27 protein-coding genes are annotated in these 25,971 nt (G+C 47.6%); 20 read left to right on the top strand and 7 right to left on the bottom strand.

Annotated features, from left to right (window positions below; genetic code table 11):
- Positions 1–113 precede the first annotated feature (113 nt).
- Together desA and KNQ11_RS10480 are read left to right on the top strand one after the other, a co-directional pair.
- Positions 114–1,133: a Delta(5) desaturase DesA gene (desA, locus tag KNQ11_RS10485; RefSeq protein ID WP_214724044.1), complete on the top strand. Its 1,020-nt coding sequence runs from the start codon at positions 114–116 to the stop codon at positions 1,131–1,133.
- A gap of 156 nt (positions 1,134–1,289) precedes the next feature.
- Positions 1,290–1,802 carry a VanZ family protein gene (locus KNQ11_RS10480; RefSeq protein ID WP_214771554.1) on the top strand — a complete coding sequence of 171 codons (513 nt, stop codon included), beginning with the start codon at positions 1,290–1,292 and terminating at the stop codon, positions 1,800–1,802.
- Between the two features lie 53 nt (positions 1,803–1,855).
- On the opposite strand, the gene KNQ11_RS10475 is transcribed toward KNQ11_RS10480, so the two are convergent.
- Positions 1,856–2,050, bottom strand: a complete 195-nt coding sequence (locus tag KNQ11_RS10475) for a hypothetical protein (protein WP_214724040.1) — start codon at positions 2,048–2,050, stop codon at positions 1,856–1,858.
- A gap of 385 nt (positions 2,051–2,435) precedes the next feature.
- Between KNQ11_RS10475 and KNQ11_RS10470 the strand changes: the two genes are divergently transcribed.
- Positions 2,436–3,875, top strand: coding sequence for an ankyrin repeat domain-containing protein (locus tag KNQ11_RS10470; protein WP_214724038.1), 1,440 nt, complete (start codon positions 2,436–2,438; stop codon positions 3,873–3,875).
- A gap of 62 nt (positions 3,876–3,937) precedes the next feature.
- Here the strand turns inward: KNQ11_RS10470 and KNQ11_RS10465 are convergent, their stop codons facing one another.
- Positions 3,938–6,034 carry a 5'-nucleotidase C-terminal domain-containing protein gene (locus KNQ11_RS10465; protein WP_214724036.1) on the bottom strand — a complete coding sequence of 699 codons (2,097 nt, stop codon included), beginning with the start codon at positions 6,032–6,034 and terminating at the stop codon, positions 3,938–3,940.
- Positions 6,035–6,405: 371 nt separating this feature from the next.
- Here KNQ11_RS10465 and KNQ11_RS16915 point away from each other — a divergent pair, with 371 nt between their 5' ends.
- The 3 genes from KNQ11_RS16915 (at position 6,406) to KNQ11_RS10455 (ending at position 8,632) form a co-directional block, all read left to right on the top strand.
- Complete coding sequence (locus KNQ11_RS16915) at positions 6,406–6,528, top strand: hypothetical protein (protein ID WP_255359374.1); 123 nt, start codon at positions 6,406–6,408, stop codon at positions 6,526–6,528.
- A gap of 337 nt (positions 6,529–6,865) precedes the next feature.
- A complete protein-coding gene (locus tag KNQ11_RS10460) occupies positions 6,866–7,663 on the top strand; it encodes an ABC transporter permease (RefSeq protein WP_230088492.1) in 798 nt (265 codons plus the stop codon).
- 15 nt (positions 7,664–7,678) lie between these two features.
- The gene (locus tag KNQ11_RS10455; RefSeq protein WP_214771551.1) at positions 7,679–8,632 is read left to right on the top strand and encodes an ABC transporter ATP-binding protein; all 954 of its coding nucleotides are present in this window, start codon (positions 7,679–7,681) and stop codon (positions 8,630–8,632) included.
- Between the two features lie 151 nt (positions 8,633–8,783).
- Here the strand turns inward: KNQ11_RS10455 and KNQ11_RS10450 are convergent, their stop codons facing one another.
- On the bottom strand, positions 8,784–9,365 hold the full coding sequence (locus KNQ11_RS10450; protein ID WP_214771535.1) for an LOG family protein: 582 nt from the start codon (positions 9,363–9,365) through the stop codon (positions 8,784–8,786).
- Positions 9,366–9,444: 79 nt separating this feature from the next.
- On the opposite strand from KNQ11_RS10450, the gene KNQ11_RS10445 reads away from it, so the two are divergent.
- A complete protein-coding gene (locus tag KNQ11_RS10445) occupies positions 9,445–9,618 on the top strand; it encodes a hypothetical protein (protein WP_023469413.1) in 174 nt (57 codons plus the stop codon).
- A gap of 292 nt (positions 9,619–9,910) precedes the next feature.
- On the top strand, positions 9,911–10,186 hold the full coding sequence (locus KNQ11_RS10440) for a hypothetical protein (protein ID WP_047392874.1): 276 nt from the start codon (positions 9,911–9,913) through the stop codon (positions 10,184–10,186).
- A gap of 23 nt (positions 10,187–10,209) precedes the next feature.
- On the opposite strand, the gene KNQ11_RS10435 is transcribed toward KNQ11_RS10440, so the two are convergent.
- Complete coding sequence (locus KNQ11_RS10435; protein ID WP_133207769.1) at positions 10,210–11,085, bottom strand: helix-turn-helix domain-containing protein; 876 nt, start codon at positions 11,083–11,085, stop codon at positions 10,210–10,212.
- Positions 11,086–11,232: 147 nt separating this feature from the next.
- On the opposite strand from KNQ11_RS10435, the gene KNQ11_RS10430 reads away from it, so the two are divergent.
- From KNQ11_RS10430 to KNQ11_RS10415, 4 genes are all read left to right on the top strand, one after another.
- Complete coding sequence (locus tag KNQ11_RS10430) at positions 11,233–11,379, top strand: hypothetical protein (protein WP_156323178.1); 147 nt, start codon at positions 11,233–11,235, stop codon at positions 11,377–11,379.
- Between the two features lie 76 nt (positions 11,380–11,455).
- Positions 11,456–12,661 (top strand): hypothetical protein, encoded by a 1,206-nt coding sequence (locus KNQ11_RS10425; protein ID WP_214724030.1) that lies wholly within the window; start codon positions 11,456–11,458, stop codon positions 12,659–12,661.
- Positions 12,654–13,391: a class I SAM-dependent methyltransferase gene (locus KNQ11_RS10420; protein ID WP_244290062.1), complete on the top strand. Its 738-nt coding sequence runs from the start codon at positions 12,654–12,656 to the stop codon at positions 13,389–13,391. The genes KNQ11_RS10425 and KNQ11_RS10420 overlap by 8 nt, the downstream gene beginning before the upstream one ends.
- Before the next feature lie 141 nt (positions 13,392–13,532).
- Complete coding sequence (locus KNQ11_RS10415) at positions 13,533–13,844, top strand: hypothetical protein (protein WP_064299316.1); 312 nt, start codon at positions 13,533–13,535, stop codon at positions 13,842–13,844.
- A 39-nt stretch (positions 13,845–13,883) separates the two neighbouring features.
- Here KNQ11_RS10415 and KNQ11_RS10410 read toward each other — a convergent pair whose 3' ends face one another.
- Complete coding sequence (locus tag KNQ11_RS10410) at positions 13,884–14,303, bottom strand: helix-turn-helix domain-containing protein (RefSeq protein ID WP_064299317.1); 420 nt, start codon at positions 14,301–14,303, stop codon at positions 13,884–13,886.
- A 208-nt stretch (positions 14,304–14,511) separates the two neighbouring features.
- On the opposite strand from KNQ11_RS10410, the gene KNQ11_RS10405 reads away from it, so the two are divergent.
- Both KNQ11_RS10405 and KNQ11_RS10400 read left to right on the top strand, forming a co-directional pair.
- On the top strand, positions 14,512–15,036 hold the full coding sequence (locus KNQ11_RS10405; protein ID WP_050678156.1) for a VanZ family protein: 525 nt from the start codon (positions 14,512–14,514) through the stop codon (positions 15,034–15,036).
- A gap of 16 nt (positions 15,037–15,052) precedes the next feature.
- On the top strand, positions 15,053–16,048 hold the full coding sequence (locus KNQ11_RS10400; protein WP_064299318.1) for an ATP-grasp domain-containing protein: 996 nt from the start codon (positions 15,053–15,055) through the stop codon (positions 16,046–16,048).
- 64 nt (positions 16,049–16,112) lie between these two features.
- Here KNQ11_RS10400 and KNQ11_RS10395 read toward each other — a convergent pair whose 3' ends face one another.
- Positions 16,113–16,871, bottom strand: coding sequence for a homing endonuclease associated repeat-containing protein (locus tag KNQ11_RS10395; protein WP_029342637.1), 759 nt, complete (start codon positions 16,869–16,871; stop codon positions 16,113–16,115).
- Positions 16,872–16,899: 28 nt separating this feature from the next.
- Complete coding sequence (locus KNQ11_RS10390) at positions 16,900–18,168, bottom strand: O-antigen ligase family protein (RefSeq protein WP_214771521.1); 1,269 nt, start codon at positions 18,166–18,168, stop codon at positions 16,900–16,902.
- Positions 18,169–18,506: 338 nt separating this feature from the next.
- Between KNQ11_RS10390 and KNQ11_RS10385 the strand changes: the two genes are divergently transcribed.
- From KNQ11_RS10385 to KNQ11_RS10360, 6 genes are read left to right on the top strand one after another with little or no spacing between them, the layout of a single operon-like run.
- Complete coding sequence (locus KNQ11_RS10385; RefSeq protein ID WP_231884634.1) at positions 18,507–19,142, top strand: YveK family protein; 636 nt, start codon at positions 18,507–18,509, stop codon at positions 19,140–19,142.
- Positions 19,143–19,163: 21 nt separating this feature from the next.
- A complete protein-coding gene (locus KNQ11_RS10380; protein ID WP_214771518.1) occupies positions 19,164–21,029 on the top strand; it encodes a polysaccharide biosynthesis protein in 1,866 nt (621 codons plus the stop codon).
- Between the two features lie 15 nt (positions 21,030–21,044).
- Positions 21,045–22,304: an oligosaccharide flippase family protein gene (locus tag KNQ11_RS10375; RefSeq protein ID WP_023469399.1), complete on the top strand. Its 1,260-nt coding sequence runs from the start codon at positions 21,045–21,047 to the stop codon at positions 22,302–22,304.
- Between the two features lie 12 nt (positions 22,305–22,316).
- A complete protein-coding gene (locus tag KNQ11_RS10370) occupies positions 22,317–23,603 on the top strand; it encodes a glycosyltransferase family 39 protein (RefSeq protein ID WP_214771515.1) in 1,287 nt (428 codons plus the stop codon).
- Positions 23,593–24,627, top strand: coding sequence for an NAD-dependent epimerase (locus KNQ11_RS10365; protein WP_064299322.1), 1,035 nt, complete (start codon positions 23,593–23,595; stop codon positions 24,625–24,627). The genes KNQ11_RS10370 and KNQ11_RS10365 overlap by 11 nt, the downstream gene beginning before the upstream one ends.
- A complete protein-coding gene (locus tag KNQ11_RS10360) occupies positions 24,617–25,966 on the top strand; it encodes a phenylacetate--CoA ligase family protein (protein WP_214771512.1) in 1,350 nt (449 codons plus the stop codon). The genes KNQ11_RS10365 and KNQ11_RS10360 overlap by 11 nt, the downstream gene beginning before the upstream one ends.
- The last annotated feature ends 5 nt before the right edge of the window (positions 25,967–25,971 follow it).

Here is a 25,971-nt window from a genome sequence, read left to right as displayed (position 1 = left end):
GAATCGTGTTGTAGAGGCACCGTCACGACCACCGTTCACTGGTTTCATATTTTAGTTTCACTATTTTACTTAGCGTCGTGAACGCTGAAACAACCCGAGGAGGAAGCACCACTATGAGTAAAGAAAAGATTGCCCAGCTGCGCAAACATGTGTCGCCGTTTGAAAAGGCAGACATCAAAGCCAGCGTCCGGCAGATGATCAACACGATCCTGCCATTTCTCGTCCTATGGTTTCTGGCATATCAGGCCCTGAAGCTATCTGTGTTTCTCGCGATTCCTGTGGCGATCCTCGCCGCTGGATTCGTCGTCCGGATGTTCATCATCTTCCATGATTGTACGCACGGTTCATTCTTCAAGAATAAGAAAGCGAATGCCATCGTCGGTACGATCACTGGGATATTGACGTTATTCCCGTATGAGAAATGGAAGCGAGAGCATTCAATCCACCACGCATCAAGTGGAAATCTCGATAAGCGCGGTGTCGGTGACATCTGGGTCATGACAATTGAGGAGTACATCGAAGCGTCACGCTTCACACGTCTCAAGTATCGTCTGTACCGGAACCCACTCGTCATGTTCGGTCTTGGACCGCTCTTGTTGATTCTCGTATCGAGCCGATTCAACCGGAAGGATGCTCGCAAAAAAGAACGAGTCAACACACATGTCATCAATGCGTCGCTTATCGTCCTGTACGGTATCCTGATTTACTTCATCGGCTGGCAGGCCTTCTTGATCATCCAAGGAACGACGATGTTCACAGCAGGCGTACTTGGGATCTGGTTATTCTACGTTCAACACACGTTCGAAGACTCGTACTTTGAAGATGAAAGTGAATGGGATTACGTCAAGGCAGCAATCGAAGGTAGTTCGTATTACGAGTTACCAAAGGTCTTGCAATGGGTGACAGGAAACATCGGCTTCCACCACGTCCACCATCTCAGCCCACGTGTTCCGAACTATCATCTCGAAAAAGCACACGTCTCGACGCCACCGCTTCAGAAGGCGACGAAGATTGGTTTATTCTCGAGTCTGAAGTCGCTTCGCTATAAACTATATGATGCGAAGAACAGAACGTTCGTGACGTTCCATGACATCAAACATCTCTTACGCGAACCGAAGACGTCATCGTTGTAAGGAACTGCACCTCGTCCACTTGGACGAGGTGTTTTTTGTTGTGTTTGAAGCAAAAGAGGGAATCAACAGGTAATGAGAGTAAGGTAAGTCCGTCTTTTGGCGTATGTTCACGATGAGCATCCATGGTAGGATGTACAATAGAAAGGAGAGTGCCTGATGCGCCGGATACCCATTGCTGCTTATGTAGGAGTAGCCATCTTACTTTCCTTATTCGTCTTCAGTTCGATGACGTACCAGCAACAATCCTTGATTTCGTTTTTGACACAGCGTATCCCACTCGACTGGGTGTATGCATTTTCCTTCGTGTCGTTTCATTATAAAGTTCCGATTAGCGTTGCATCGCTTGGACCTGCGGCGTTCCTTGAGTTTTTCATTCGAAAGGGAATGCACGCTGGTTTGTTCCTCATTCTTGGGATTAGTATCGTTCATTTTTTGCGTGGACGAGGCTATGCGGCATTATCAGCTGCCTTCTTTGCCTTTACGACGGCAATGACGATTGGTGTCATGGATGAGTTCCATCAGCAATTGACGGGTGGACGAACCCCACTCGTCGGCGATGTGTTGATCGATGGCAGTGGTGCATTGATTGGTATCGTATTGTATACAGCGATTCGTCTTTATTTGAAAGCTGACCAGATTGTGCGAGAGCAAGAACAACAGCGTGCATGAAAATAACCCATCGTCTCAATCATCATGACTGAGGCGATGGGTTATTTTAGCGATTAGAACCGTTGTACCCATTCAATCTTATACTGAGTACGTCCGAATTCTTTTCTTAACATGTTGTCGGCTTTCTTTCGTGCTGTCGTGTGATCGCCTGCCCGGATGTTGAGTCGATCCGTATCAACGATCTCATCTCCGCGTAATACTTGATACTGGACGGTATAGTCCTTTTTCATTAAATTAAATAAACCCAAGAAATTCACTCCCATATTCTTCTTCCTGTTAGTTATTATATGGTATTCCAAATTTTTCTGCAATCTAAAAAAAGTGACTATTGTCCTACCCATCAATAAAATGTTAGTGGTTCGAATGACAGGTTGCTTTATTGTGTGAATTGCGTATAAATGCTGAAAAATCAATAAAAACCGCTCTAAAATAGAATATATGAAATTTTATTACATATATAATGAATATTCAGGAAAAAATATTGCGTTATCAACAGATTGACGAAAATATAAGTTATCTGAATAGTCTTTTGGTATGTCAGGAAAGGATTCCCTTGGAACTTCAATGGAATAACCGTTAAGATAAGAAGGAAGAGAAAACGATGAATTACGTGACAGATGAGGGAGATGACACATGGAGCAGGAGATGCATGAACGAATCGATCCCGCGCACCGGATCAGGCAAGCGGTGACCCGCAAAGAAACCGTCTACTTTAGTTTGTTGTTAGGCATCGCCATTTTGACAGTGGGTGGCATCATTGGGTTAGTGTTTGAAACCGGCGAGAGCGGTATTTATGCCATGTTTGCGCTAGTGATCCTATTGTTACTACTTTGGTTACGCCAGTGGCAACGGGTGTCACGGATTCGAAGTGAAGGGGTTCGCTTGAGTGCCGAGCAGTTCCCAGAGTTGTTCGAGCAAGTCCGTATACATACAGAACAGTTGCAACTATGGCGGATGCCAGAAATCTATTTCCAAGATGACGTGAAACGACCGCACGTCATTGGACTATTCCAAAAGTATTTGATCGTCCTACCGACGTCGTATCTGGAGTTGACAGAAACACGTCGTTTTCGGTTACTGCTTGAACTGGCACGGATCAAACGGAACCATCAGGAAAAGCAAATCTTACTATGGATTGGCAGCTGGATTCCGTTTTTACGTCCGGTTTACATGCGGGCATGTGCTCGAACCCGTCATCAGATGGTCCTACCACTTATTTCGCCTATATACGCGCGACAAGCCATGTTTGAGGATGTGCTCGGACCAACACTTCTAGCAACGACAGATACAGAGGTCTATATCGAGGAGAAACGGCAGCGACGGACGTTTTCCATCTTATTGTATGAAGCGTTACGAACCGAACTTTCTTTACTCGAACGGTTGCACTTAACGGGTGAGCCAATCGAACGTCCGCGCCCACTCTTTCGATATGGTCAAGGCTTCGTCGTCGCAGGTAGCATTCTAATGGCAATATTCCTTGTCAGCACGACTGCAGGTATGCTGTTAGACGAAGGGGCGATTGAGGCAAAAAAAGAAACGAGTGACGAGAACGTCACGACGAAGACGAATGGTCAGGATCTCAACGAGACAGAGTTGATGGCAGCGATTCAAAAAGGGAAGCTCGAAGACATACATCGACTGATTCCGGAAAGTGATATGAAGGCAGTCGATGCCGATGGCGATACGGCGTTGCATTACCTCGGATATCGTAAATCCAGCACGGGACTCGAATCGGTCTTTAAGGAATTACTTGCAGCAGGCAGTGATGTCGATGCTGTCAATGAGTTCGGCGAGCGACCGTTCATTACGGCAGTCTTCAGTAACAACGATGAACTCGTCGACCTGTACTTGAAGCGAGGCGAAAAGGTCAATCAACAAGATGCCGACAAGTTCACGCCTCTTCATCATGCTGTTGAAGGGGAAGGGAAAGAGACAGTCAAACTCTTACTTGAGCATGGCGCTGATCCGACGATTAAAAACGCAGATGGCTTCACGCCACTTATGTTGGCACAAGAGTATGAACTCGATGAAATCATTGAGCTGTTGAAGCAAAACTCAGCGCAGACACTATAACATAACAACCGCAGGCGTTCTCGAACGAATCGAGAAGACCTGCGGTTGTTTGTTGTGTCTAATTAGTTTGGAAGTTTTGATGTATCGACGATGCGACCTTCAATCTTGTAGTCGACTTGACCGAGTGATTTCGTGAAATCACGTAGGTTTTCCCAGTCAGAGAGACCGAGGTCCGTGACGCGACCAGCTTTGTAAGCCGTCTCGAATGGTGTGAGACCATCGCCACCTTTAGCTGTGAAGGCATTCGTTGCGATGACATATGTCTTCGCTGGATCGATGACTTCGAATGTGCCGTTATTGTTCACTTCCATCTTCGTGACGCGTGCACCGGCCGCTTTTGTGCTATCGTATTCGAATTTCATACCAGAGACATGGAGGAAACCACCATTTTCTTTTGGTGCAATCCCGACACTGATTTCAAGAAGGTTTTTGATTTCTTCTCCTGTCATTTTAGCTGTCGCAAGCGTGTTACCGAATGGAAGCGTCGTTAAGACTTCACCGACTGTGAGTGGTCCGGCATCGATAGCAGCACGGATACCACCACCGTTTTGCATCGCGATGACTGTATCTGTATTGTATTCTTTTGCTTTTTTGAGCATGCCGTCCGTGATCAAGTTTCCGAGAGCTGTTTCGCTGTTACGGACACTGACTTCACCACGTGGGTTTGGAAGAGCATTAACGATATTCGCACCGACTTCTTCGTTTTTCAATTCAGCGATTTGATCTGCATATGGTTTGAGGATTTCAGCTGCACGAACGTCTTCAACTGCTTTTGAAACGTCGATCAGTGATCCGTTGTACTCCGTCAACTTCCCTTTGTAGTCGAACGTCAAATCAAGATTTCCGAGGAAATCACCGTATTGGTATGCTTGAGCGATGATCGTTGGTTCTGTTTTGCCTGGTACGACCGTTTCGTCGACAACGACTGGTTTTTCAAGTTTCGTATGCGAGTGACCACCGACGATGACGTCGATCCCGTCGACGTTACGTGCGAGCAGTTGATCGTTATCGATTGCTTCGTTGTCATCGAATCCGATATGTGTCAAGGCGACGATTTTATTGACGCCACGATCTTCGAGTTTCTTCACGGCCGCTTTCGCACTCGTGATGTAGTTCGCGAACGCCACCGTACCTGGGCTTGCGATATCAGCAGTTTCTTCAGTCGTCAAACCGAAGAAGCCGATTTTTTGTCCTTTGTATTCCTTGATGATCCCTTGATAGATTTTGCCACGCTCTGGTCCGGCTGTGATCGTTTTCTTTTGTAGACCATTGAAGAGTTCGTTTTTACTGAAATCGACGTTCGCCGTGATGAATGGGAATTTCGCTTTCGTGACGAAGTTTTTCAAAGCGATGTTGTTGTCTGTATCACCGAGATCGAACTCGTGGTTACCGAATGTCATCATGTCGTACTTCATGTAGTTCATCAGTTCAAGATCAGCTTGTCCAAGGAACTTGTTGAAGTAGAGTGATCCGGAGAAGACGTCACCAGCGTCTAAAAGAAGCGATGGTTTACCTTCTGAGCGGTAAGCAGCGCGTAGTTCTTTAATGACAGTTGCCCGTTTTGGTGCTTTATCGAGGTTTGCATGCGTATCGTTCGTATGCATCAAACCAATCGAGAAGTCATCCGTGTTGACGTCGAGCACCGTGATTTTTGCTTTTAATGTAATCGTCTTACCAAGACGCGTATAACTTGCGACCGCATATTTCACACCCGCTTCGCTCGTATCAACTTTCGACCAGCGGACTGGCTTATCATAGATGCGACCTGTTGCATAAAGAACAGCTAGTGTTTTCGGCAATTCTGGTTTTTGATCGACATAGATTGTCTGATCTGCGACCTTCTCGACGAACTTCACTGCGTAGTTCTGAATGTAGATTTTGATTTCGATTGGATTCTTTTTCTTGCCGTATGTGCCTTTGACCGTTTGATAACGGTTGAACGCATGGCGATCGTAAGATTTCCACGTGATCTTCTCACCTTTATATGTAGCAGGGAGTTTGACCGGAGCACCTTTCGTGAAGACGAGTGACTTGAGTTTGACCGTTTTGACTTTGACATGTGTTGCAGCCGAAACTGTCGTTTGAGCAACTGGCACGATTGCCGATGTCGTCAGGGCGACAGCAACAGCTGCCGCGTAAAGCGGTTTTGATTTGTACATACGTAAAAATCCTCCTTCAAGAGTGGGGTATGAATGCAAGGTCGCGATGCGATCGTTGACCTCTTCTTCTACTATAAAGGGTTCGGAAAGCTTCGTGGGATGAACCTTTTGTAAATAACGTAAATTCTTAGGTCCGACGACAAGACAACCCACGGAAGTCGTTTGCTCGTAAGCTTTAGAATCCGAACGTTCGTCTTCATAGATAAATGATAACGCTTTCATTATATCTTGTCTCAAATAAAAATGAAACGAAAGAATATTACCAATCGTTAATCATTCCCATTAAATGTCGATTTTTTAGTGGTCCTGAATTGCTAAATATTGTATGATATCAGTATACAGACAGTTCGGATGAAAAGAGGCAACGATAGATGAATGATACGATTCGAGGCGGTGTCCTCGTCGGCATTATTTGTGTGATCACCGTCCTCCTCGTATGGGGGCTCGCATCACCACCGACGACGATTGAGTTTCCACATTTTAATCATGCGTAAGGAAACAAACTAGGAGATGACCGGTGGTGGACCCGCCGGTTTTTGTCGTGCCTGAAAAACTACAGTTTGGTGTCGGTTCGTCCAATACATTGACACGCTTTTTCACGATAGCTAGAATTGATTAAGTGTATATAGGAAGTATTGCTTCTGCCATGCACGAATGAGTGGACAAAGGAGGCGAGTCGGAATCGACCGGGCAAGGACCCGTTCACGCAGAGAGAGCGTTCGTTTGAGCAATCGCGGACGGCATCTGTCTTTTTTTGAGTGGAATCAACGAATATGAAAATAAAATACATGTATCATGAATCGGAAGGAACTTACACTTATGCTGAAAGAAATGAGAAGTATCATCCGGGAACAGGTGGAGAATTTCCCACTGATTCGCCGGTTGGCGCGATATGAAATCAAATCAGCGCATGCAGAACAACGCCTTGGCCTTTTATGGGAGCTCCTCAATCCGGGTCTCCAAATCTTCATTTATTGGTTTGTCTTCGGGGTCGGTCTTAAAGGAAATAAGAACGTGGATGGCGATATTCCATTCATCGTCTGGCTCCTTTGTGGGATCGTCGTCTGGTTCTTCATCAATGACGCGTTACTTCGTGGATCAAACTCGATCAACAGTCGTCTCGCGATGGTAACGAAGATGCGTTTCCCGATGAGCGCGATTCCATCGTATGTCATCTTATCGCGGATGTATCAACATTTTGCGATGCTCTTGATCGTCTTCATCGTCATCATCGCAAACGGTATCCCGATCACATGGAAGTTACTCCAGTTGCCGTATTATATGATCGCGACGTACATTTTCGTCTATGCGTTCTCACTTTGTTTTTCAACACTCATCACACTTGTTAAAGACATCCAGCTCTTCTTGCAGTCGATGATGCGGATGCTCTTTTATATGACACCAATCCTCTGGAACATTGAACGGTTCCCGGACTTCTTACACGGCGTCCTTCGTTTGAACCCTGTCTTTTATCTCGTCGAGGGATACCGGGCGAGCTTGCTCGGAGGGCATTGGGTCTGGCAGGAGTGGCCGACCGGTCTGTATTTCTGGAGTGTGACGCTCCTGTTGTTCACAGCGGGAACATTCTTGCACATTAAGTTCCGTAAATCATTCACTGAGCTCGTTTAAGGGAAGGAAATCGCCATGTCTATGATTAAACTCGACCATGTCACGAAACGCTTCGACATGGTCACGACTACGAAAGAAAAATTCAAGCTCTTGTTCAAGAATCAAAGCAAGAGCGTTAAAACATTTACTGCATTACGGGATGTCTCGCTCGAGATCGGATCGGGAGAAGTTGTCGGACTCGTCGGTATCAATGGATCCGGTAAATCGACGTTATCGAACTTGATTTCAGGTATCATCTATGCAAACGAAGGAGACGTCGCGATCAATGGTGAAGTTGCGATCATCGCCGTCTCACAAGGGTTGAAGAACGTCCTGACGGGGCGGGAGAACATTCGCTTGAAGTGTCTCATGCTTGGGATGGACGACGCAGAAATCGAGCGTCGGATGCCCGGCATCATCGATTTCGCGGATATCGGTGACTTTATCGATCAGCCAATCAAGAAGTACTCGAGTGGGATGAAGTCGCGCCTCGGCTTCGCGATCGCGGTTAATGTCGACGCCGACATCCTGATCGTCGATGAAGCGTTATCGGTCGGGGACCAAACTTTCTACAACCGTTGTATCGATAAGATGAACGAATTCAAGGAGGAAGGGAAGACAATCATCTTCGTCAGTCACTCGCTCTCGCAAATCAAGAGCTTCTGTGAGCGGGTCGTCTGGCTCGAATACGGTCAAGTCCGCCTCGACGGAACGACGAAGGATGTCTTGCCGGAGTATAAGAAGTTTCTCGCTGAATATAAGAAGTGGACGAAAGAGGAACAACATCAATACCGTCGCGATCGCTTAAAAGAACAAGCAGCGAATGCGCGGTCTGGTAAAGAAAACGCAGATTCAGCGGACACGGTCAAACACCCAGGTTGGATTTTGTCGGGTCTTGGTCTCATCGTTCTCGCAGCAGGGAGTTTGATGGTCATTGACGAGACACCGTCTTTGACGAACCTCAGTGACGCGATCTTGAAGTTCTTTTAATGTTAAACCAGGTGCCAACGTGCATCTGGTTTTTTTGTGCTGTAAAGTAGGATTCTTACGTCAGTGTAGAGAAAATGAGTAACGAGAGAGAAGTAGAATCGCAAGAGCTGGGAATCCATACAAAAAAACGGAGTCGAGGACTCCGTTTGCATCAGGTTTGTGAGCGATCCATATAGGCTTTGACGTGTGGAGCTTCATACGTCGCGAAGCGTTCAAGAAGACGATCAGGATCTGACTCGACGATCAGCATCGCACGGTGTTCTGGAATCAGGAATCCTTGACGTTCCATCGTGTCAAATAGGGCGATCAAGGGATCATAGTATCCTTCAATGTTGAGTACACCACACGGTTTTTCGTGTAGACCGAGTTGCGCCCACGTGAAGACTTCAAAAAACTCTTCCATCGTACCGGGACCACCCGGAAGAATGATGAAGCCGTCAGCGAGTTCTGACATCTTCGCTTTCCGCTCGTGCATCGAGTGAACGAGATGTAATTCAGTTAATCCTGGATGAGCAAGTTCCTTTTCTTGTAGAAAATGAGGTAAGACACCGATGGCCTGACCTTGAGCAGCAAGCGTAGCGTCCGCGACAGCCCCCATCGTTCCAACGCGGGAACCGCCGTATACGAGTCCGATACCGTGCGCGGCGAGCGCTTGACCAAGCGTACCCGCTGCCTCGCGAAAGACTGGGCTAGCACCATCTTTGGAACCACAAAATACAGCAAGTCTATTCATGAAACAGAACCTCCTTCGTTATCTTCACCATAGCATATTCGGTGATCGGACGGCAGAGTAGATCAGAAAGGAGATTGATATGCGACCACGTACGATTGTTTGGCTCGTCCTAATTATCGCAGCAATCAATTTAGGACTTGGGATATGGATGCCGGATACGTCAACGCGAACGACGATTAGTTCAATACTACTAGGTGTGATTGTCGTCCTCGGTATCTTTTACGTCATCGCGTTACGACAATCCTCAAAATAAAGAGAGCTCGTTCGACTCGTAGGAGTTGGATGAGCTCTCTTTTTGTCTGTTACGGAATTTCATCATGATGGAATATTCAAAAAAATCTATTTTCATACACAAGTTCGACACATTGATGGATGATTTGTAAAAAACAAGCAGTAATCAGGACATATGACTCGAGTCAAAAGTCATACAAAGTGAAGATAATGTGTAAAATACCATAATTATTCGTATTCGAATATTCAGAGGGGGTCTAAGGTTATATGATGTTGTTACGAAGCCATACGAAAAATAATAGGAGGTTATTTAAATGAACTTGAAAAAGAAATTAGGTTTAGCGATTGCAGCTTTATCATTATCTGTTACTGTTGGTGCTGGCGTTGCTAGTCAGCTTGAAACTAATGTAGCGATTAAAGGATTGCCACTCGAGTATTCAGAAAAAACAGACCTAGCGATCAAAGGATTACCACTTGAGTATGCTCCAGCTTTCGATGTAGCGATTAAAGGATTGCCTTTAGAATATTCACAAAAAACAGATGTGGCTATTGATGGAATTCCACTTGAGTACGCAGTAAAACGAGCTTAATTGAAATTCATACACTGATACAGCTATTTGGCTAGATATTCTTCTTTCATCGTTGTGATAATTTTTTGATACTCTTTCATTCCTAATAATTCAAACAAAAAATATGATTTATCAAAAGTTCTAATGATTTCTTGTGATGGAGCACCTAATTTATCTAAACAAGCAGCTCTTTGAGAGTATAATTGTCCGAGTAACGACATATCTTTAAATTTTAAGCTTGTTTCAATTGCTTCATCAATTATAGTAAGTGCTCGATTATGTTTTTGGAATTCTAAAAGAATCTTTGAAAAATTATACGAAATTCTAATTCGATCGACGATTAAATCATCATTGTCAAAGTTGAGATTTAATATTTCTTCATAAACATTGATACTATATTGAAAACTTCTATTTTCAGAATATAGATTCGCAATCGCAGATTTAATTCGAATTAGCATATTTGGTGAATAATATGAAGTGGAGTATTCATTAGATAGATTTTGAAGTTCTACTATACATGTACGGTAATCGATTTTTCCTAGACGATATGAGCAAATGAAGAAGTAATATTTATACAATAATGAATGTTCAAATGAAGTATTAGCATTAGATAGTGCGACTTTACTTTGTTTATAAATGCCTTCAAAGTCCTGATTTCTAAATTTATAAAGTAATTCTTCGTCAATCGTTCGTAAATTCGTTTGTTGATTTGTAGGGTCTAAGAACGCTGATAATGGAACTTGTAATCGCTTTGATAAAGCATACAGCAATTCGACTGTCGGTGAATGTGTGCCACTCTCAATCTTACTGATCTCTGCTTGACTGCAGATTCCGTTTGCTAAATCTTTTTGGGTCAGATTGTGTTTCTTCCGCAATCGGCGTAATGCTAAGCCGATTTGCGGTGACATGAATTGATCCATCGGCTCCTCGTCCTTTCGTGGAGATTGAACTGGTATAGGGTATCAACTTCTATTATAGAAGCGAACAAGACGAGATACTACTGATTTACTTGATTTCGTATCAATGTTTCAAAGACCATCACACTTGATTCAGAAAGGGGTACAACCATGACACTCATCTTAAAAGAAACGCGACGTAACATGACTTCATGCGCTTGGTGTCTCAATCCTGCTACCGTCTCCGTCGCCCCCCTCGCTCATCGGGAAATGGACCGGACTGCTACGAAACCTAAGGCAAACGTTAAATCGGCTTAATCCACACAAAAGGACTTCATTCGGATGTTAGAATGAAGCCCTTTTTTCAATCATTTGATGAGAAAGGAGAGAGGACATGATCGGATTATCGCTTTTATCGGAACAAGACGGCTGGCTGCAACGTTCTCTACCATCGCTTGATCTGCAAACGTTTTGTGAGACGCACCGTATTTCGCTCGACGCGTTTGATTACGACACACATACGTTCCATGATTTACTCGACTATATGGATTTTCAGGAGTATGAGCATTACGTCTTCGTCCTCCAAGGGGAAGGCGAACGGACGTTACGACTCGTTGCGTATTTGCAACACGAGATGTTGCATGTTCAGTTCCACTTGATTCGTCCAAATGGAGAAGTCCTGTTTGGCCAACCGGATTTCCTGAATGGTCTCTTCTTACCGCAGGAAGACATGCCTGATTCTGCATCCGTTCCAGCTGTCCATCATGCGCTCCTCTCGTTGATGACAGGTGTGTACCCAGCGTCGGTGCCACATCATCCGCAACCGTTACGTCATGTCTACATCGAGGACAGCTCATTACTAGAGCGGATTCCAGCTAGTAGCTTTCATGCGATGACGATCAACAGCGTCATCTATTTTGATCATCCGATGCGCCACGATCTACCGATCATCGAACTGATGAGTCGGACACCGATTCTGTTGACGTTTTCCGATCGTCTTTCTCCCTCGCTTGATTCGCAACTAACGGTCTTATCGCGTGACGCGCTAGCAGAGCGACTAGCGGACTGGCAACAAACGGGACGGATTCAAAACGATCAGTCGATGGGAATCCTCGACTATGCGACGTTAAGTGGAATACGTGTTTCGCATCGACTGTTCTTCTTTGCGGACGGGATTTACGCCGATCGACAGAAGACGATTCAGTTGAGTGCAGATATCTCCGTTGATATCGAGTCATTCCGAGAACAGCAACCTCAACCTGAAGCGCTTGCATCACAAACTGAACTGGAGCTGTTTCCTCTACTGTATCAACTGGCAGGAACGTTTCAGGGAACGAGCCGTTTCATCACACCGTACTCTGATCTCGAATTGCCTCGGACGTCCGGGCGAATCGGACCATTGACGTTAATCGGTATTCAAAACGAGGAAGGCTGTTTTGCTTTTGACCGGACGACGTTACGTTTATTTGAGACGAACGAAGCATTTCTCTGGATTCTCGAAGCGGATCAAAAGGAACAGTTCGACGTATTACCGGAGCGACTCGGCGCAGATTATGCAGAAGCGATTCAGCACTACAAGGAGTTGATGTATCATGGGTGATGTCTTATTTGGTCCATTCTTGCGTAAAGGGAGCTACTCGCGCGTCCAGGTACTGAATCATGTTCAGGCAGATGAACGATTCGGTCAACTGTATCAGGAAGCGCAACAGTTAAATGAAGTCGATGAGCTGATGCTGTATCGGCGTTATTTACGAAAAGGCGAGCGAATCCTGTTTCATGGAACGTTTGATCCGGCGCTCTTTAATCTTTTGTCGGATGAAGGATACGATCTTTACCTGATCGAACCGGAAGCAGCCCGGACGAAACAGATTGCGGAGAAGTATCAACATAAGATTTACGGCTGGAGTCATGACGTGACGGACGTCGTCGGGCCGGAGTACTTTGACCGGATCATCTTACCGGGAACGACGATTTTACGTTATACGCGCGGGGAACTGCTGTTGTTCTTTCGAAACATCCGTCAATTGCTGCGACCAAGTGGACGCTTGCTCGTGTCCTTGTATCGCGTCGATCATCTAAAATCGATCGCTCATCCGATCGCGACGCGACGTTTTCAAAAAACTTTGCTGTTCTATGGCTATCAAGTCGACGGTGAACGTTTATTGTTCAACGCCTATCTCAAATCGGGGAATGAGGAAAAAATCAGTTATGCGGTCGAATATTTGTATGAACCGAACACGCTGTTTGAATTTGCGACGCTATCGCGCTATCGTGGACAATTTTTGTACGAAGGAAAGACGACACTCGTGCTGGAGTTCGAAAAACAATAAGTATAAAATATAATGTGATAATAAAAAGAAAAATATATGTAATATACTGGTTTGAATAGGTCTAAAGACTGGGTAATTGGATACAGTAGTTTCCTTTTCACGATTCGAAGTACATCATGAGAAAGAGGAGCCGGACACATCATGGAAAATCAGAGCGGAAGTACCTTTCAGCAAAGCTGTTTATCGTTCATTGAGACCTTGTTTCCAGATGAATCTTTTTACTTCTTAGAAGAATCGAAAGCAACGGACGCCTTTGGGCATCCCGGTCGACAATTGTTCTTCTCTTCACCGGTCCGTACCCTGAAATTCAGCGTACTCGCGCAGGCGCATCAGCGCTACGCACGCGTATTCGTATCCGAGAAAACAAGTGAGAATACGTTTTTTCGTCAGTTACTAGAAGCGACATATGAAGACGGACAATTGTACATTGACCATATCGTTCAAACGGAATAAGAAAAAGGAATCAAAATCTGCTGATTTTGATTCCTTTTTTTACGCCTCGATGGAGGAAAGCCCTCGTTTTAATGCCTGATCAATGGACGTCGCCATCTCATCTCGGACGTCCGCTGAGACGAGGCGACCATCAAAATAGATTTCCTTCGATAAACTCAGGTGAACGAGTAAGTCCTCGAGAATGAGCTTCAGATCAAGCGGTTGCGAGGGTTCAAGCGCTTGTTGCATGAATTCATTCAACGAAGGATGCTGTACATACTTCGGATCGATGAGATCAATGACCGTCGTGTCTAAAGCAAGAGCTAATCGTTCTAGGACTTGAGGAGAGGGCATGCGCTGACCACGTTCGTAAGCGGAGATGTCCGTTGCTGTTTCCCCACACCGTTCAGCTAAAAACTTTTGAGTATACTTGTGTTGTTTGCGCAATTGCATGATTTTTTTACCTAGTGCACGATTCATGGCACTCCACTCCTATTCTTCAGGTCATCGTGTATAGTACTAATTAACCACTTTCATTATAAAAGAAACCTGTGAAATGTAAAATATCGTTTTTCAAGGAAACTAAAAAAATGAAATGGGTTAAACTAGAAATTGAATTTTAGAAAGAATCCGCCAATTTTCTGGGGTCTATGCTATTGTAAAATGATATTAAAAAAGGAGTGTCTTCATGAAAAAAATCACGTGGTCCGGCTACGTCGTCCTTGCCGTTCTATTGATCCTCTTCATCTCAAGTTCGATGCCGTATCAAGCGCAATCCATCAAACCAGGGTTATCACGATTCATTCCGTTAGGATTCGTCGATCATCTGCGTTTCATCTCCTTTTCCTATCATGGAGAAGTTAGTGTCGCTGCCCTTGGACGAAGTGGCTTCATTGAGTTTTTCATCCGAAAAGCTGCCCATGTCTCGACATTTCTCGTATTAGGGATCGGATTGATTGATTTGACACGTCGTCGTCTGACACCAGGACTTGCCGTCTTGTTCGCCTATTCGTTAGCGATCATGGTCGCTGTCTTTGATGAATTTCATCAAATCTTGACAGGGGACCGGACGGGACTCATCCAAGACGTCTTACTCGATGGAACTGGCGCCTTGATTGGAATCGGATGTTATTTACTCATCTATAGGAAAAAAGTACGACGCCAAGCAGGAAGTGTTTCCTTCCAGCACGAAAAGAACAGGCATCACTTTTAACGAAGGAGACTGCCCTATGAAGACTTCCCATTTGTTGATGACGAGCGTCGGTCGCCGGACGAAGCTAGTCGAGTATTTCGTCCGTGAGATGCCGGACGGTCACGTCAGTACTGCGGATTGTAGTTCACTCGCACCGGGTCTCTATATGACAGAACGCCATCATCTCGTTCCCTGCATTGATGCACCGGATTATATCGATCATTTGCTAGAGTTGTGTCAGCGCGAACAGGTGACGGCGCTATTGTCATTGATTGATCCTGAACTGGAATTGCTCGCAGCGGCGACGGAACGGTTTGAAGCCATCGGTGTCACGGTCCTCGTCTCACCGATGGATGCCTGTCGTCTCTGTTTCGACAAGTACGCGATGTATACGTATTGTGTCGCGGAAGGGATTGCGCATGCGCGGACATATGTGACGCTCGAAGCATTCCGGAGCGCGCTTGCGCAAGGGGAGGTCCAGTTCCCGGTCTTCGTCAAACCACGCAATGGGAGTGCCAGTCTCCATGTCCAGGCGGTCTCCTCCCTTGAAGTCGTTGAAGGACTGTTTGCTGTTCATCCGGATTTATTGATTCAAGAATACTTAAGAGGACAGGAGCTCGGTGTTGACGTCTATGTCGACTGGTTGACGCATGAAGTGACGGATATCTTCATTAAGGAGAAACTCGTCATGCGTGCAGGGGAAACGGATAAGAGTCGCTCCATCAAACGCGACGATGTCTTTGAACTGGTCGAACACGTTTTACATGGAACCGGTCTTGTCGGTCCGCTTGATTTCGACCTGTTTGATGTTGACGGAACGCTCTACTTATCAGAGATCAATCCGCGATTCGGTGGGGGATATCCACATGCTTATGAATGCGGCGTCAATTTTCCGAAAGCGATCCGAAACAATCTGCAGGGACAACGTAATTCCCGACGCATCGGAGCTTATGCGGAAGACATCTATTTATTGAAACACGACACGGTGACGCTGTTGCCTGCGTCTCTGCTTGAGCAAATTAAAAAACCATAAGCGCGCGAAAAAGGAGTGACCCGGTAGTGATACCGGGTCACTCCTTTTAGGTAGAAGAGCAGAATCAAGAAAGAGAGACGCGTGCACGCTTGAGGCATTGCACGGCGGAGGTCCAGCTACCGAAGAGGGCGTTGATCGTCGAGGTACTCGGAACCGAGCGACCTTCTGCCCATTTCCGGTAATGAATGATACTGAGGGAAGGTAATTCTTCTTGCGCCTGCCGCAGTGCTTCAAGGACATCTTCTTCGACCCATTTCCGGCGAGGCGGTGCGATGTCGAGGCAAGCGAGGGCATCTGCCCATGAACCGTATTTACGGGCAATCGTCGCGACTGTCGGATGTCCATTTTCCTGTGCCCAAATTGCATACGTCTGTGTCGTCAGACGGGGGAGGACATCGGAAGCTTCGAGTAAGGCTGTGATAATGCGTTCTTCCGTCATCGAGATGGAACGTGTCATCTCGATCTGTGCTTCTTCGAGCGCACGTGACCAAGAACCGAAACGTAAGTTGATCAATGTCAAGGATGGTCCATGTTTCGCCTTTGCCCATTCCCGGTAGCTGTTGCTATGGAAAGGGTGTAAGCGTGTCGATGCTTCCTTGATGAAAGCAAGGATCTCTTCATCTGAAAAGTACGGACGAATCGATGAGAGACCGGCCGCTTGGAGTGCTTCACGCCAAGAGCCGAATACATTGATGATCGTCGTGATCGACGGAATATCTTTTCCAATCGACCAACGTGCATACGTCTTTGCGTCGAGAGCGGGATATTCGATACTAGCTTCGATTAGGCTATCGATGACTTGTTGTTCTGTCCATTTCTTCATGATGTCATACCCCTTTCGTGTAGGTGCTCTAGGTGTGGGTACTGTCGTGAGGTGGAAGTCGACGAAGCGACGTATAAGCGAGAAGACTGAGCCAAATGAAATAAAATCCACTCGGTCTTACGAGAATGCTTTCCGTGAATTGAAGTAGTCCGAGCCAGCCAGTAAGCAACAGGGCGAGAAAAGTGAGATCCGTCGTCTGAATCCGAAACAGTCGATAGAACAGATACAGAAAGACTGCACCGTACAGCAAACAACCGATGAGTCCGAATTCATAAAGATGGGTGATCGGTGTGCTGTGGAACGTATAGAGAACTTGTTCGTTCAGTTGTTCCTGCAGACCGCGTGGGGCACTTCCAATCCCGTGTCCGAACCAAAGCGAATCAGTGGAAGCGCGCCATCCTGCTTGCCAAAGCGTAAATCGTCCGTTGAGACTGAGCAAACGGGGAAGCAGTCCTTGAAACACAAAGACAGCTAGGAGAATCAAGCTTCCCGTTACGTAACATGCTGTCACCTGCATCCTGCGTCTCGTCCCTTCAACCATTCGAATACTCGTCAAGAGAGCAAGGAGGAGAAAAGAATAGATTCCTGTCTGCGAACCACTTCGAAGTAGGGCGATGGTGATGAGAAGGAGGAGAACAGCATGTAGAAAGCTTTGCCGACGTGGGAACTGTTTGAGTAGATAGAACCAAGCAAACAGTCCGCCTGGAACAAGCCACGCTGCAAACGTATTCGGATTGTTCATCAGACCAGCGAGGCGAAGGAATGAGCCTTGTTCCCCGACGTACAATTGTGGAAACGATAAGGGACCGATCCGAAGCCATTGCAGGTTTTCGACCGGGATATACTCTGAACCAAATGAGACGATGAGGGCATAGGAAGCGAGAAAGACGGCCTGTCCATAAAGAAAGTGACACAAAAGCCGTTGCCATTGTTCGATCGATGTACGCGAGAGCGAAGAGACGATGCCAACGAATAGCCAAGTCGAGATGAGGTAAAGCGAAGCGAGAACACGATCCGTATTCGCGTTAAAAAAGAAAAAAATGATATGAAATGTCAGATAAATCAGAAAAATGATTACAATTTGATGCCCAGTCGCTCGATTGGCACGATAGAACGGTCGTAAGATGAACCAACAGACGCTGAACAGAACGATATAGATGGGAAGCAACCAAAGAGACCACTGTTTCGGCAACACTTCGTCCGTAAACGATAAGGGACGAATCCAAGCATCGAGCATGATCCAAACGACTAGGATGGATAAGGCAAACGATGTGGGTATATTGGCTGATTTTAACATGATTTCTAAAGACTATCCACCCTTCATATAGGACTTATTACCGATTTAAGCACTTTTTAATCATCAAATTGGTATTTACCCTTATCTTTCAAAACATCATGCAGATAAATGAAAAAATATTAAGGAAACCGTGATCATTTTTTCGTGAATCGCGTTTTTTTTGTGATATGAATTCATGCTGTGAACTAGTGTCACGCAAGCGAGATAGCTACCGAAAAAAATATAATCATTTCCACCAAGCTCTAATTGTTTTAGGAACCGATTGGAAATAAGGTGTAGACATAACCAATGTCCATCCATTCGGTCAAGTCAGAAAGAGGTGAACAACAGTGAGCTCGATGCATCAAAGAAAAACCTTCGGAGACCATTTGACGACGCTCCGACGCGGCTGGTGGTTACTCGCACTCTTCATGATTCTCTTTGCGGGAGCCGGATATGCGCTTAGCACGTATGTCATCCCGAAGACATACGAGGCGACAGCCTACATCCTCGTCGTTCCTCAAGCGAACGCAGAGGCGACATCGACGCCGACACTCGTCAGTACCTATCAAGATATCCTACGAAGCCCAGAGGTCGTCGATCAGGTCGCCCAAAAGATGAACGTCACCGACAAGCGGTTATTCGATTTGACGGATCGTCTGACGGTCTCGAGCAATCTCGATTCGCAAGTCATCGCCTTATCCGTCAAGGATCGTTCAGCGGAGCAGGCAGCTATCCAGGCGAATACGATGACGGAAGTCTTCCAGGATTACCTCCCGCAACTGATCAACACGAGTAAGACGGAAGTGTTCTCGAGCGCACGGATTCCAACGAAACCCGTGTCACCGAACATTCTGATGAATACAGGCATCGGTGGCGTCCTTGGTCTGATGCTCGGACTCTTGATCGTTTATTCTCGCTCGTTAAGCAAAAAGGAAGCGACACGTGAATCCACTGATAGTTATCCGAAAGCGATTCCCCGCAGTCATTCATGAGAGAGGAGAGGAGACACCGTCATGCAGCATTCCCCGCTCACCCCGTACCGTCGGCAGTTGAAGATCGGACTCCTTCGCCTGATCGACGCCGGAATCATCGCACTCGCGACTGTCGTTACGTTCTACTTCTTTAATCCGCTCCATCTCACCGTCAACTTCGAGTTGCAGGACGCACTCGAAATCGCTCTCATCCAGTGGGTCGCCCTTACGTTCGTTGCACACTGGATGCGCTTCTATCAAATCATCTGGCGTTACGCGAGTCTTCGTGATCTCGCCGTTCTCCTCGTCGTCGTTCTCGCCAGCAGTTTCGTCTTACTTGGTCTTGAATACGCGTTGTTCGACTTCGCGGTCGAACGAGCGATCTTCTTGCAGACCGGACTCGTCTTGAACGGTATCTTATTCGTCCGTCTGTTGATTCGTGGACGTAGCTTAAGACTCGTTCCTGACAATAAGACGCTCGGCAAACGAACACTCATTATCGGTGCCGGTGCTTCCGGTCAGATGATCACAAAAGAACTGAAGCAAAAGAAGTCGCACATCTTAAACGTCGTCGGCTTACTTGATGATTCGCTTGAACTACGCGGGATGCGGATTCACGGTGTTCCCGTCATCGGAGCAATCGACCAACTCGAATGCATCATCGAGGAACAAAAAATTGAAGCGGTCGTCCTGGCAATCCCATCGTTACCTTATCCGCAGCGGGTTGAATTGCTGAACCGGATCAAACAAACCCAAGTCGAAGCGCATACGTTACCGATGCTCGTCGAACTGGCGTCCGGAAAGGTCTCGATCAAACAAATCCGTGAAGTCTCAATCGCCGATTTACTCGGTCGAGAACCGGTCGAACTCGATATTACGGAAATCGAACGAAGCGTTCATAGCGCGACCGTCCTCGTCACCGGTGCTGGTGGTTCGATTGGTTCCGAGATTTGCAGGCAACTGATTCGCTTCCGTCCTGAACGGCTCATCCTTCTCGGACACGGCGAAAACAGCATCTACCTGATCCGCCGGGAGCTCGAGTGTCTCAGTCGAGACATCCAGTTCGAATCCGTCATCGCCGATGTTCAGGACAGTGACCGGATGCTTGAAGTCATGCGACGGTTCGAACCAGATCTCGTCTATCACGCGGCAGCCCACAAGCACGTACCGCTGATGGAGGATAACCCAAGCGAAGCCGTCAAGAACAACATCTATGGAACACGCAACGTCGCTCGAGCGGCGGAAGTAGCCGGTGTCAAACGCTTCGTCATGATTTCGACCGATAAGGCCGTCAATCCGACGAGTGTGATGGGGGCGACGAAACGAATCGCCGAGATGGTCATCCAGCAGATGGCGCGTAACAGCGAGACGACGTTCGCTGTCGTCCGATTCGGCAACGTCCTCGGGAGCCGCGGTTCCGTTATTCCACTCTTCAAAGAACAAATCGCGAAAGGCGGACCGATTACGATCACCGATCCCCGGATGACACGTTACTTCATGACGATCCCGGAAGCGAGTCGTCTCGTCATTCAAGCGAGTGTCCTCGCGAAAGGTGGCGAAGTGTTCGTCCTCGATATGGGTGAACCGGTCCACATCACGACACTAGCGAAGAACTTGATTCACTTGAGTGGATTCACGGAAGAGCAGATCCCAATCGTCTACAGCGGCATTCGAAAAGGCGAGAAACTATACGAGGAACTGCTCGCTCGCGATGAAGTGCATGACGAACTCGTCTTCGACAAGATTCTTGTCGGTAAGACACGTCCCTTCGGATCCGTCGACCCGTACTTGCGTGAGATCGCCCAAGCGCTCGGACAGGACGAGGTACTTCGCCAGTATTTGTTAGACGTCACGAACGAAACCGATGCCGACCCGGTCGCACCGACGATGCGGATCGCTCGCAAATAGAGAGGAGGGAGAACGATGAAAACGGCCCGGCTGTCCCGCTTCAATCTCATCTTCATTGCCGATACGGCGTATTCGCTTCATCAATGGATGATTTTGACGCTCCTGATCAAATGGAGTACACCGCTCAACATCGGTTATTTCAACTACGCCCTTGCCATCACCGCACCGATCGTCATGTTCTGTTGGCTGAACGCCAGTACGATCCTGACGGCAGAACGGGCTGGTCTGACGAACTTCTGGCTCTTCATCAAGACTCGTTTTTCACTCCTCTCGGCAGGTGTGTTCGTCCTCCTTGGTGTCTATTATTTCTTCGGTGAAGCGGACATCTTACTCCTGACACTGCTCGTCTACCTCAATAAATACATGGAGTCATTCGCTGATCTCGCTTATGGTTTCCTGCAAGGACACACTGCCTTCAAGGAAGTCGCCGTCTCGAAAATCTTCCGGAGTCTCTTGAACGTCTCGGGCGCAGCACTCGTCCTCTTTACGACCCATTCGATTCATGGATTCGTACTCGCCTTGATCGCCGGAAACTTGATCATGCTACTCGCATACGACTTACCGACGATTCGCCGCGTCGGTCGCGGCTTTGACAATCAAGCACTCGACTTACGGTACCGATCAGGTAAGGAGCTGTTCCTTAAGGCGATGCCACTCGGATTCGTCGCTCTCCTGATCGCCTTGAACGCAAACATCCCACGATTGTTCGTCGGTCACGCAATCGGAACGGAAGAGCTCGGTTATTACGCCAGCATCGCCTATCTACTCGTACTTGGTAGTCTGTTCATTCACTCCTTGATTGCCGTCTTGCTACCGAACTTCTCGTCTGAGACGGGTGAACGCCAAAGTTTACCGGAACTGCGCAAGCTGACTCGTTCGATGTTACTGATGACGAACGTCGTCGGGATCCTGTTGATCATCGGAGCAATCTTCTTTGGTAAGTGGGGCTTGACGATTTTCTATAACGCGTCGTTCGTTCAATATCATCTGATTTTCGTCTTGATGATGGTCGCCTCACTCTTTTTCTACAACTCGACCGTCATTCAGGCACTCTTGACCGGCTTCCAGCAGTTCCGGATCCAGACGATCTCGATCTTCGGCAGTGTCGTCGTCAATCTCATCGCCTGTAGCCTGTTGATTCCGCTGTATGGTCTATACGGTGCGACGATCGCTTACACCCTCTGCGCCGTCACTCAGATCGTCCTGCTATTACCAGCACTGTATCGGTCTTTATATCCACGGGACGTTACGCTCGTCGTCGAACAAAGCAGTTAAGGAGGGAAGAAGATGCGACCAATCCTACTACTCATCGTTCTCGAAGCGCTTGCTTGCCAATTTGCCCGGTCGCTCTTCCCGGACACCTACGTGACCGCCTTGCTGCTCATCAACGCGGTGTTGTTTCTGTATTATCTGCTCCATCAGGCAGAGACGACGCCACTCTTTCTCGTTTTCATCACAGCTTTCTTCGTCCGATTGGTCCTGATGTTCATCGATCTCGAGCTGTTCCGCTTACCGCCACACAGTGGTGACGACACGGAAGCCTTTCATCTCGAAGGTGTCCAAATCTTCACCGATCCGTCGACCTTCAATGATGTCGTTCGCGGCACCTATTCCAAGTTTCTCGGAATCTTCTACTTGATGTTCGGTCCGGAACGGATTCTCGCTCAGTTCTTGAACGTCATCCTCGGTGTCGTCGCTGTCGTCATCCTAGCGAAGACGCTGCAACGGTTACGCTTACCGGAACGCTACGTGTTTGCAGCAACACTGATCTTCGCGTTCTTCCCACAAGGATTGTTGCTCTCACCGATTCTCTTGCGTGACCAGATCGTCGCCCTTGGTATCGTCTACACACTTTACTACATGGTGCGCTGGACGGAAGAGAAGTCCGGATGGTATATGGCGCTCGCGTATCTCGGCTACTTCGTCAGTACGATGTTCCACTCCGGTCTTGCTGTCGGGATTATCGTCTTACTCGTCTATTTCTCATTTTATAGCCATGAGACACGACGAATGGACTTTGAACCGACTAAGGTACAGCGACTGATCTTTCAAGTACTGATCGTCGGCTTCATCGTCTACAGCTTCCAGGACGTCTTGTTCGCGAAGTTCACTCACGTCTCAGAAAACGGACAGTTATTCAGCGGGATGAGTTACGACCGTGGCGGCTCCGCTTATCTGAACGGATTGATGGTGACAGGTCCAGCTGACATGATTCTCTACTCGCCGATTCGGACGATTTACTTCTTGTTCTCACCGTTCCCGTGGCAATGGTCGAGCGTCATGAACATTCTGATTTTCTTCCTTGACGCCATCTTCTACTTCATCGCCTGTTTTGCGATCGTCCGGTCCTTTAAACTGATCCGTCAGCATCCGTTCGGCAGCGTCCTCTTCTTCTTTTTCCTTCTCTTCGCCCTTAACGCCGTCATCTTCGGTCTTGGAACCGGCAATGTCGGAACGGCCATCCGACACCGGTATAAGTTGTTCCCGATGTTACTCATCGTCTACACATCCGTTCACTACATGCGCTGGCAAGCGCGCCACTACTTCGAGGAGGTCGAACACCGTGCCGAATAAAACGATCTTAATTACAGGTATCGCAGGCTTCATTGGATTTCACGCCGCACGTCGTTTCATCCGGGAGGGTTACCGGGTTATCGGACTCGATGAAGTGAACGACTATTACGACCCGACGTTAAAAGAAGCACGGCTCGCTGAACTCGGAACGAACTACACGTTTTACCGGGTCTCACTCGAAGAGACGGCAGCCGTCGCGCAGATTTTCGAACAGGAATCGATCGATCTCGTTCTCCACCTGGCAGCACAAGCAGGGGTACGGTACAGCATCGATCGACCGGACGTCTACATGACGTCAAACATCGTCGGCTTTCTCTCGATTCTAGAAGCGTGTCGGCATTACCCAGTCGAACAACTGATTTACGCTTCCTCAAGTTCCGTCTACGGATCGAATACGAAGATGCCGTTTGCGACGACGGATGCCGTCGATCATCCGCTAAGTCTTTACGCCGCCTCAAAGAAAGCGAATGAACTGATGGCTCACACCTACAGTAGTCTCTACGGGATCAAGACGACAGGACTTCGCTTCTTCAGCGTCTACGGTCCGTGGGGACGCCCGGATATGGCATTGTTCAAGTTCACAGAGGCAATTGCGAAGGGCGAACCGATTGATCTCTACAACTACGGTGAGATGGGACGGGACTTCACTTACGTCGACGACATCATCGAAAGCATCTATCGCCTGTTCCAGACTGAACCGGAAGTCGACGAAGCGTTCGATGCCTCGAATCCCTTACCGGATCGCAGCAACGTCCCGTATCGCGTCTACAACATCGGCAGCCATAGCCCGATTCGCTTAAATGAATTCGTCGCCTTGATTGAACGACGCCTCGGTAAGACCGCGATCAAGAACGGGATGCCGCTCCAACCGGGTGATGTTCCGGAAAGTTTCGCTGACGTCTCCTCACTGTTCGAGACGATTGGGTACCGACCACAGACGACGGTCGAAGCCGGCGTCAACGCATTCATCGACTGGTACGAGAGTCACTACTTGCTGAAGGGGGAAATCCAAGATGGCGCTTAAGGAGGAATTCTACTACCGCTCTCCGATCTTCATCCAAAATTGGCTGACATCGTTATACGGTCGCAAGTTGATGCAAGAACGATACGGTCCCTTCTATGAACAGAAGATGAAGGAACTTCGAATGAAGGATCGGACGCAGGATTATAAAGCGGAACAACTCGATCGCCTGAATGCCTTCCTCGCTTTCGTCGTGACGCATACACCGTACTACACACAACTCTTTTACGAACATGACATCCAGTTACCGTTGACGTCACTCGAGCAGCTGAAGACGATTCCGATCCTTGAAAAAGAGACGCTTCGCCAAAACAACGATGCGTTCATGTCCCGCGTCGATGCACCAGTTCGAGGACGGACGGGCGGAACGAGCGGAAAGTCGCTCCAAGTCGCGTTCATGCGCGAGGACGTCCAGGAACGGATGGCGCATCTCGACTACTTCAAGGAACGTCATGGCTTCCATGCCGGGATGCGCAGAGCGAGCTTCACCGGTCGGACGCTGACGGCCGTCGATCAAAAGAAACCAATCTTCTGGCGGATGAACCGACCACTCAATCAGTTGCTCGTCTCCATCTTTCACATGAAGGAAGAAAACTTCCCAGCTTATATCGAGGAGCTGAATCGCTTTCAGCCACGAGCGCTCGACGGCACACCGACGGCGATGGTCGAAATCGCACGCTATATGCTAAAGCATCACATTCGACTGGAGAGCCCGCTGATTGCCATCTTCCCGACTTCGGAAACGGTGACGGAGGAGATGCGCTCGGTTCTCGAGGAAGCCTTCAACGCACCGGTCTTTGATCAATACGGTTCATCGGAAGGCGCACCGATCATTTCAGAATGCAGTCATCGAAAACTTCATCTGCATCATGAGACGGGCATCATCGAACCGTATGGAGAGGACGGCGAAGTCGTCGTCACGTGTTTTACGACACGCGGCACGCCACTGATTCGTTACCGGATCGGTGACCGGATGACACTGAGTGACGAGACATGTAGTTGTGGACTAAACGGACCGGTCATCGCTTCGATCGATGGACGGGGAACGAGTTACATCGTCAGCGAAAAGCGGGGCAAAGTGTTCGAAGGGGACATCACGACGATTGCCCGCGAATTACCGAACTCGGTCTTGCGACTTCAAGTCGAGCAGCACGCGTTGAATCACGTGACACTCCGGTATATTCCAGACGCCAAACGTTTCCATCCGAAACACGAACAGATTCTTTTAAACGAGATGCGCAAGCTACTCGGCTCCGAGATGAAAATCGTCCTTGAGCCGGTCGAACAAGTGAAACAAGAGCCAAACGGAAAAACGTTGATCGTCAAACAGTCGATGAAATAGGAGGA

The organism is Exiguobacterium sp. s39 (assembly GCF_018618925.1).
GTDB lineage: Bacteria > Bacillota > Bacilli > Exiguobacteriales > Exiguobacteriaceae > Exiguobacterium_A > Exiguobacterium_A abrahamii.
This window is presented reverse-complemented; position numbering and strand designations above follow the sequence as displayed.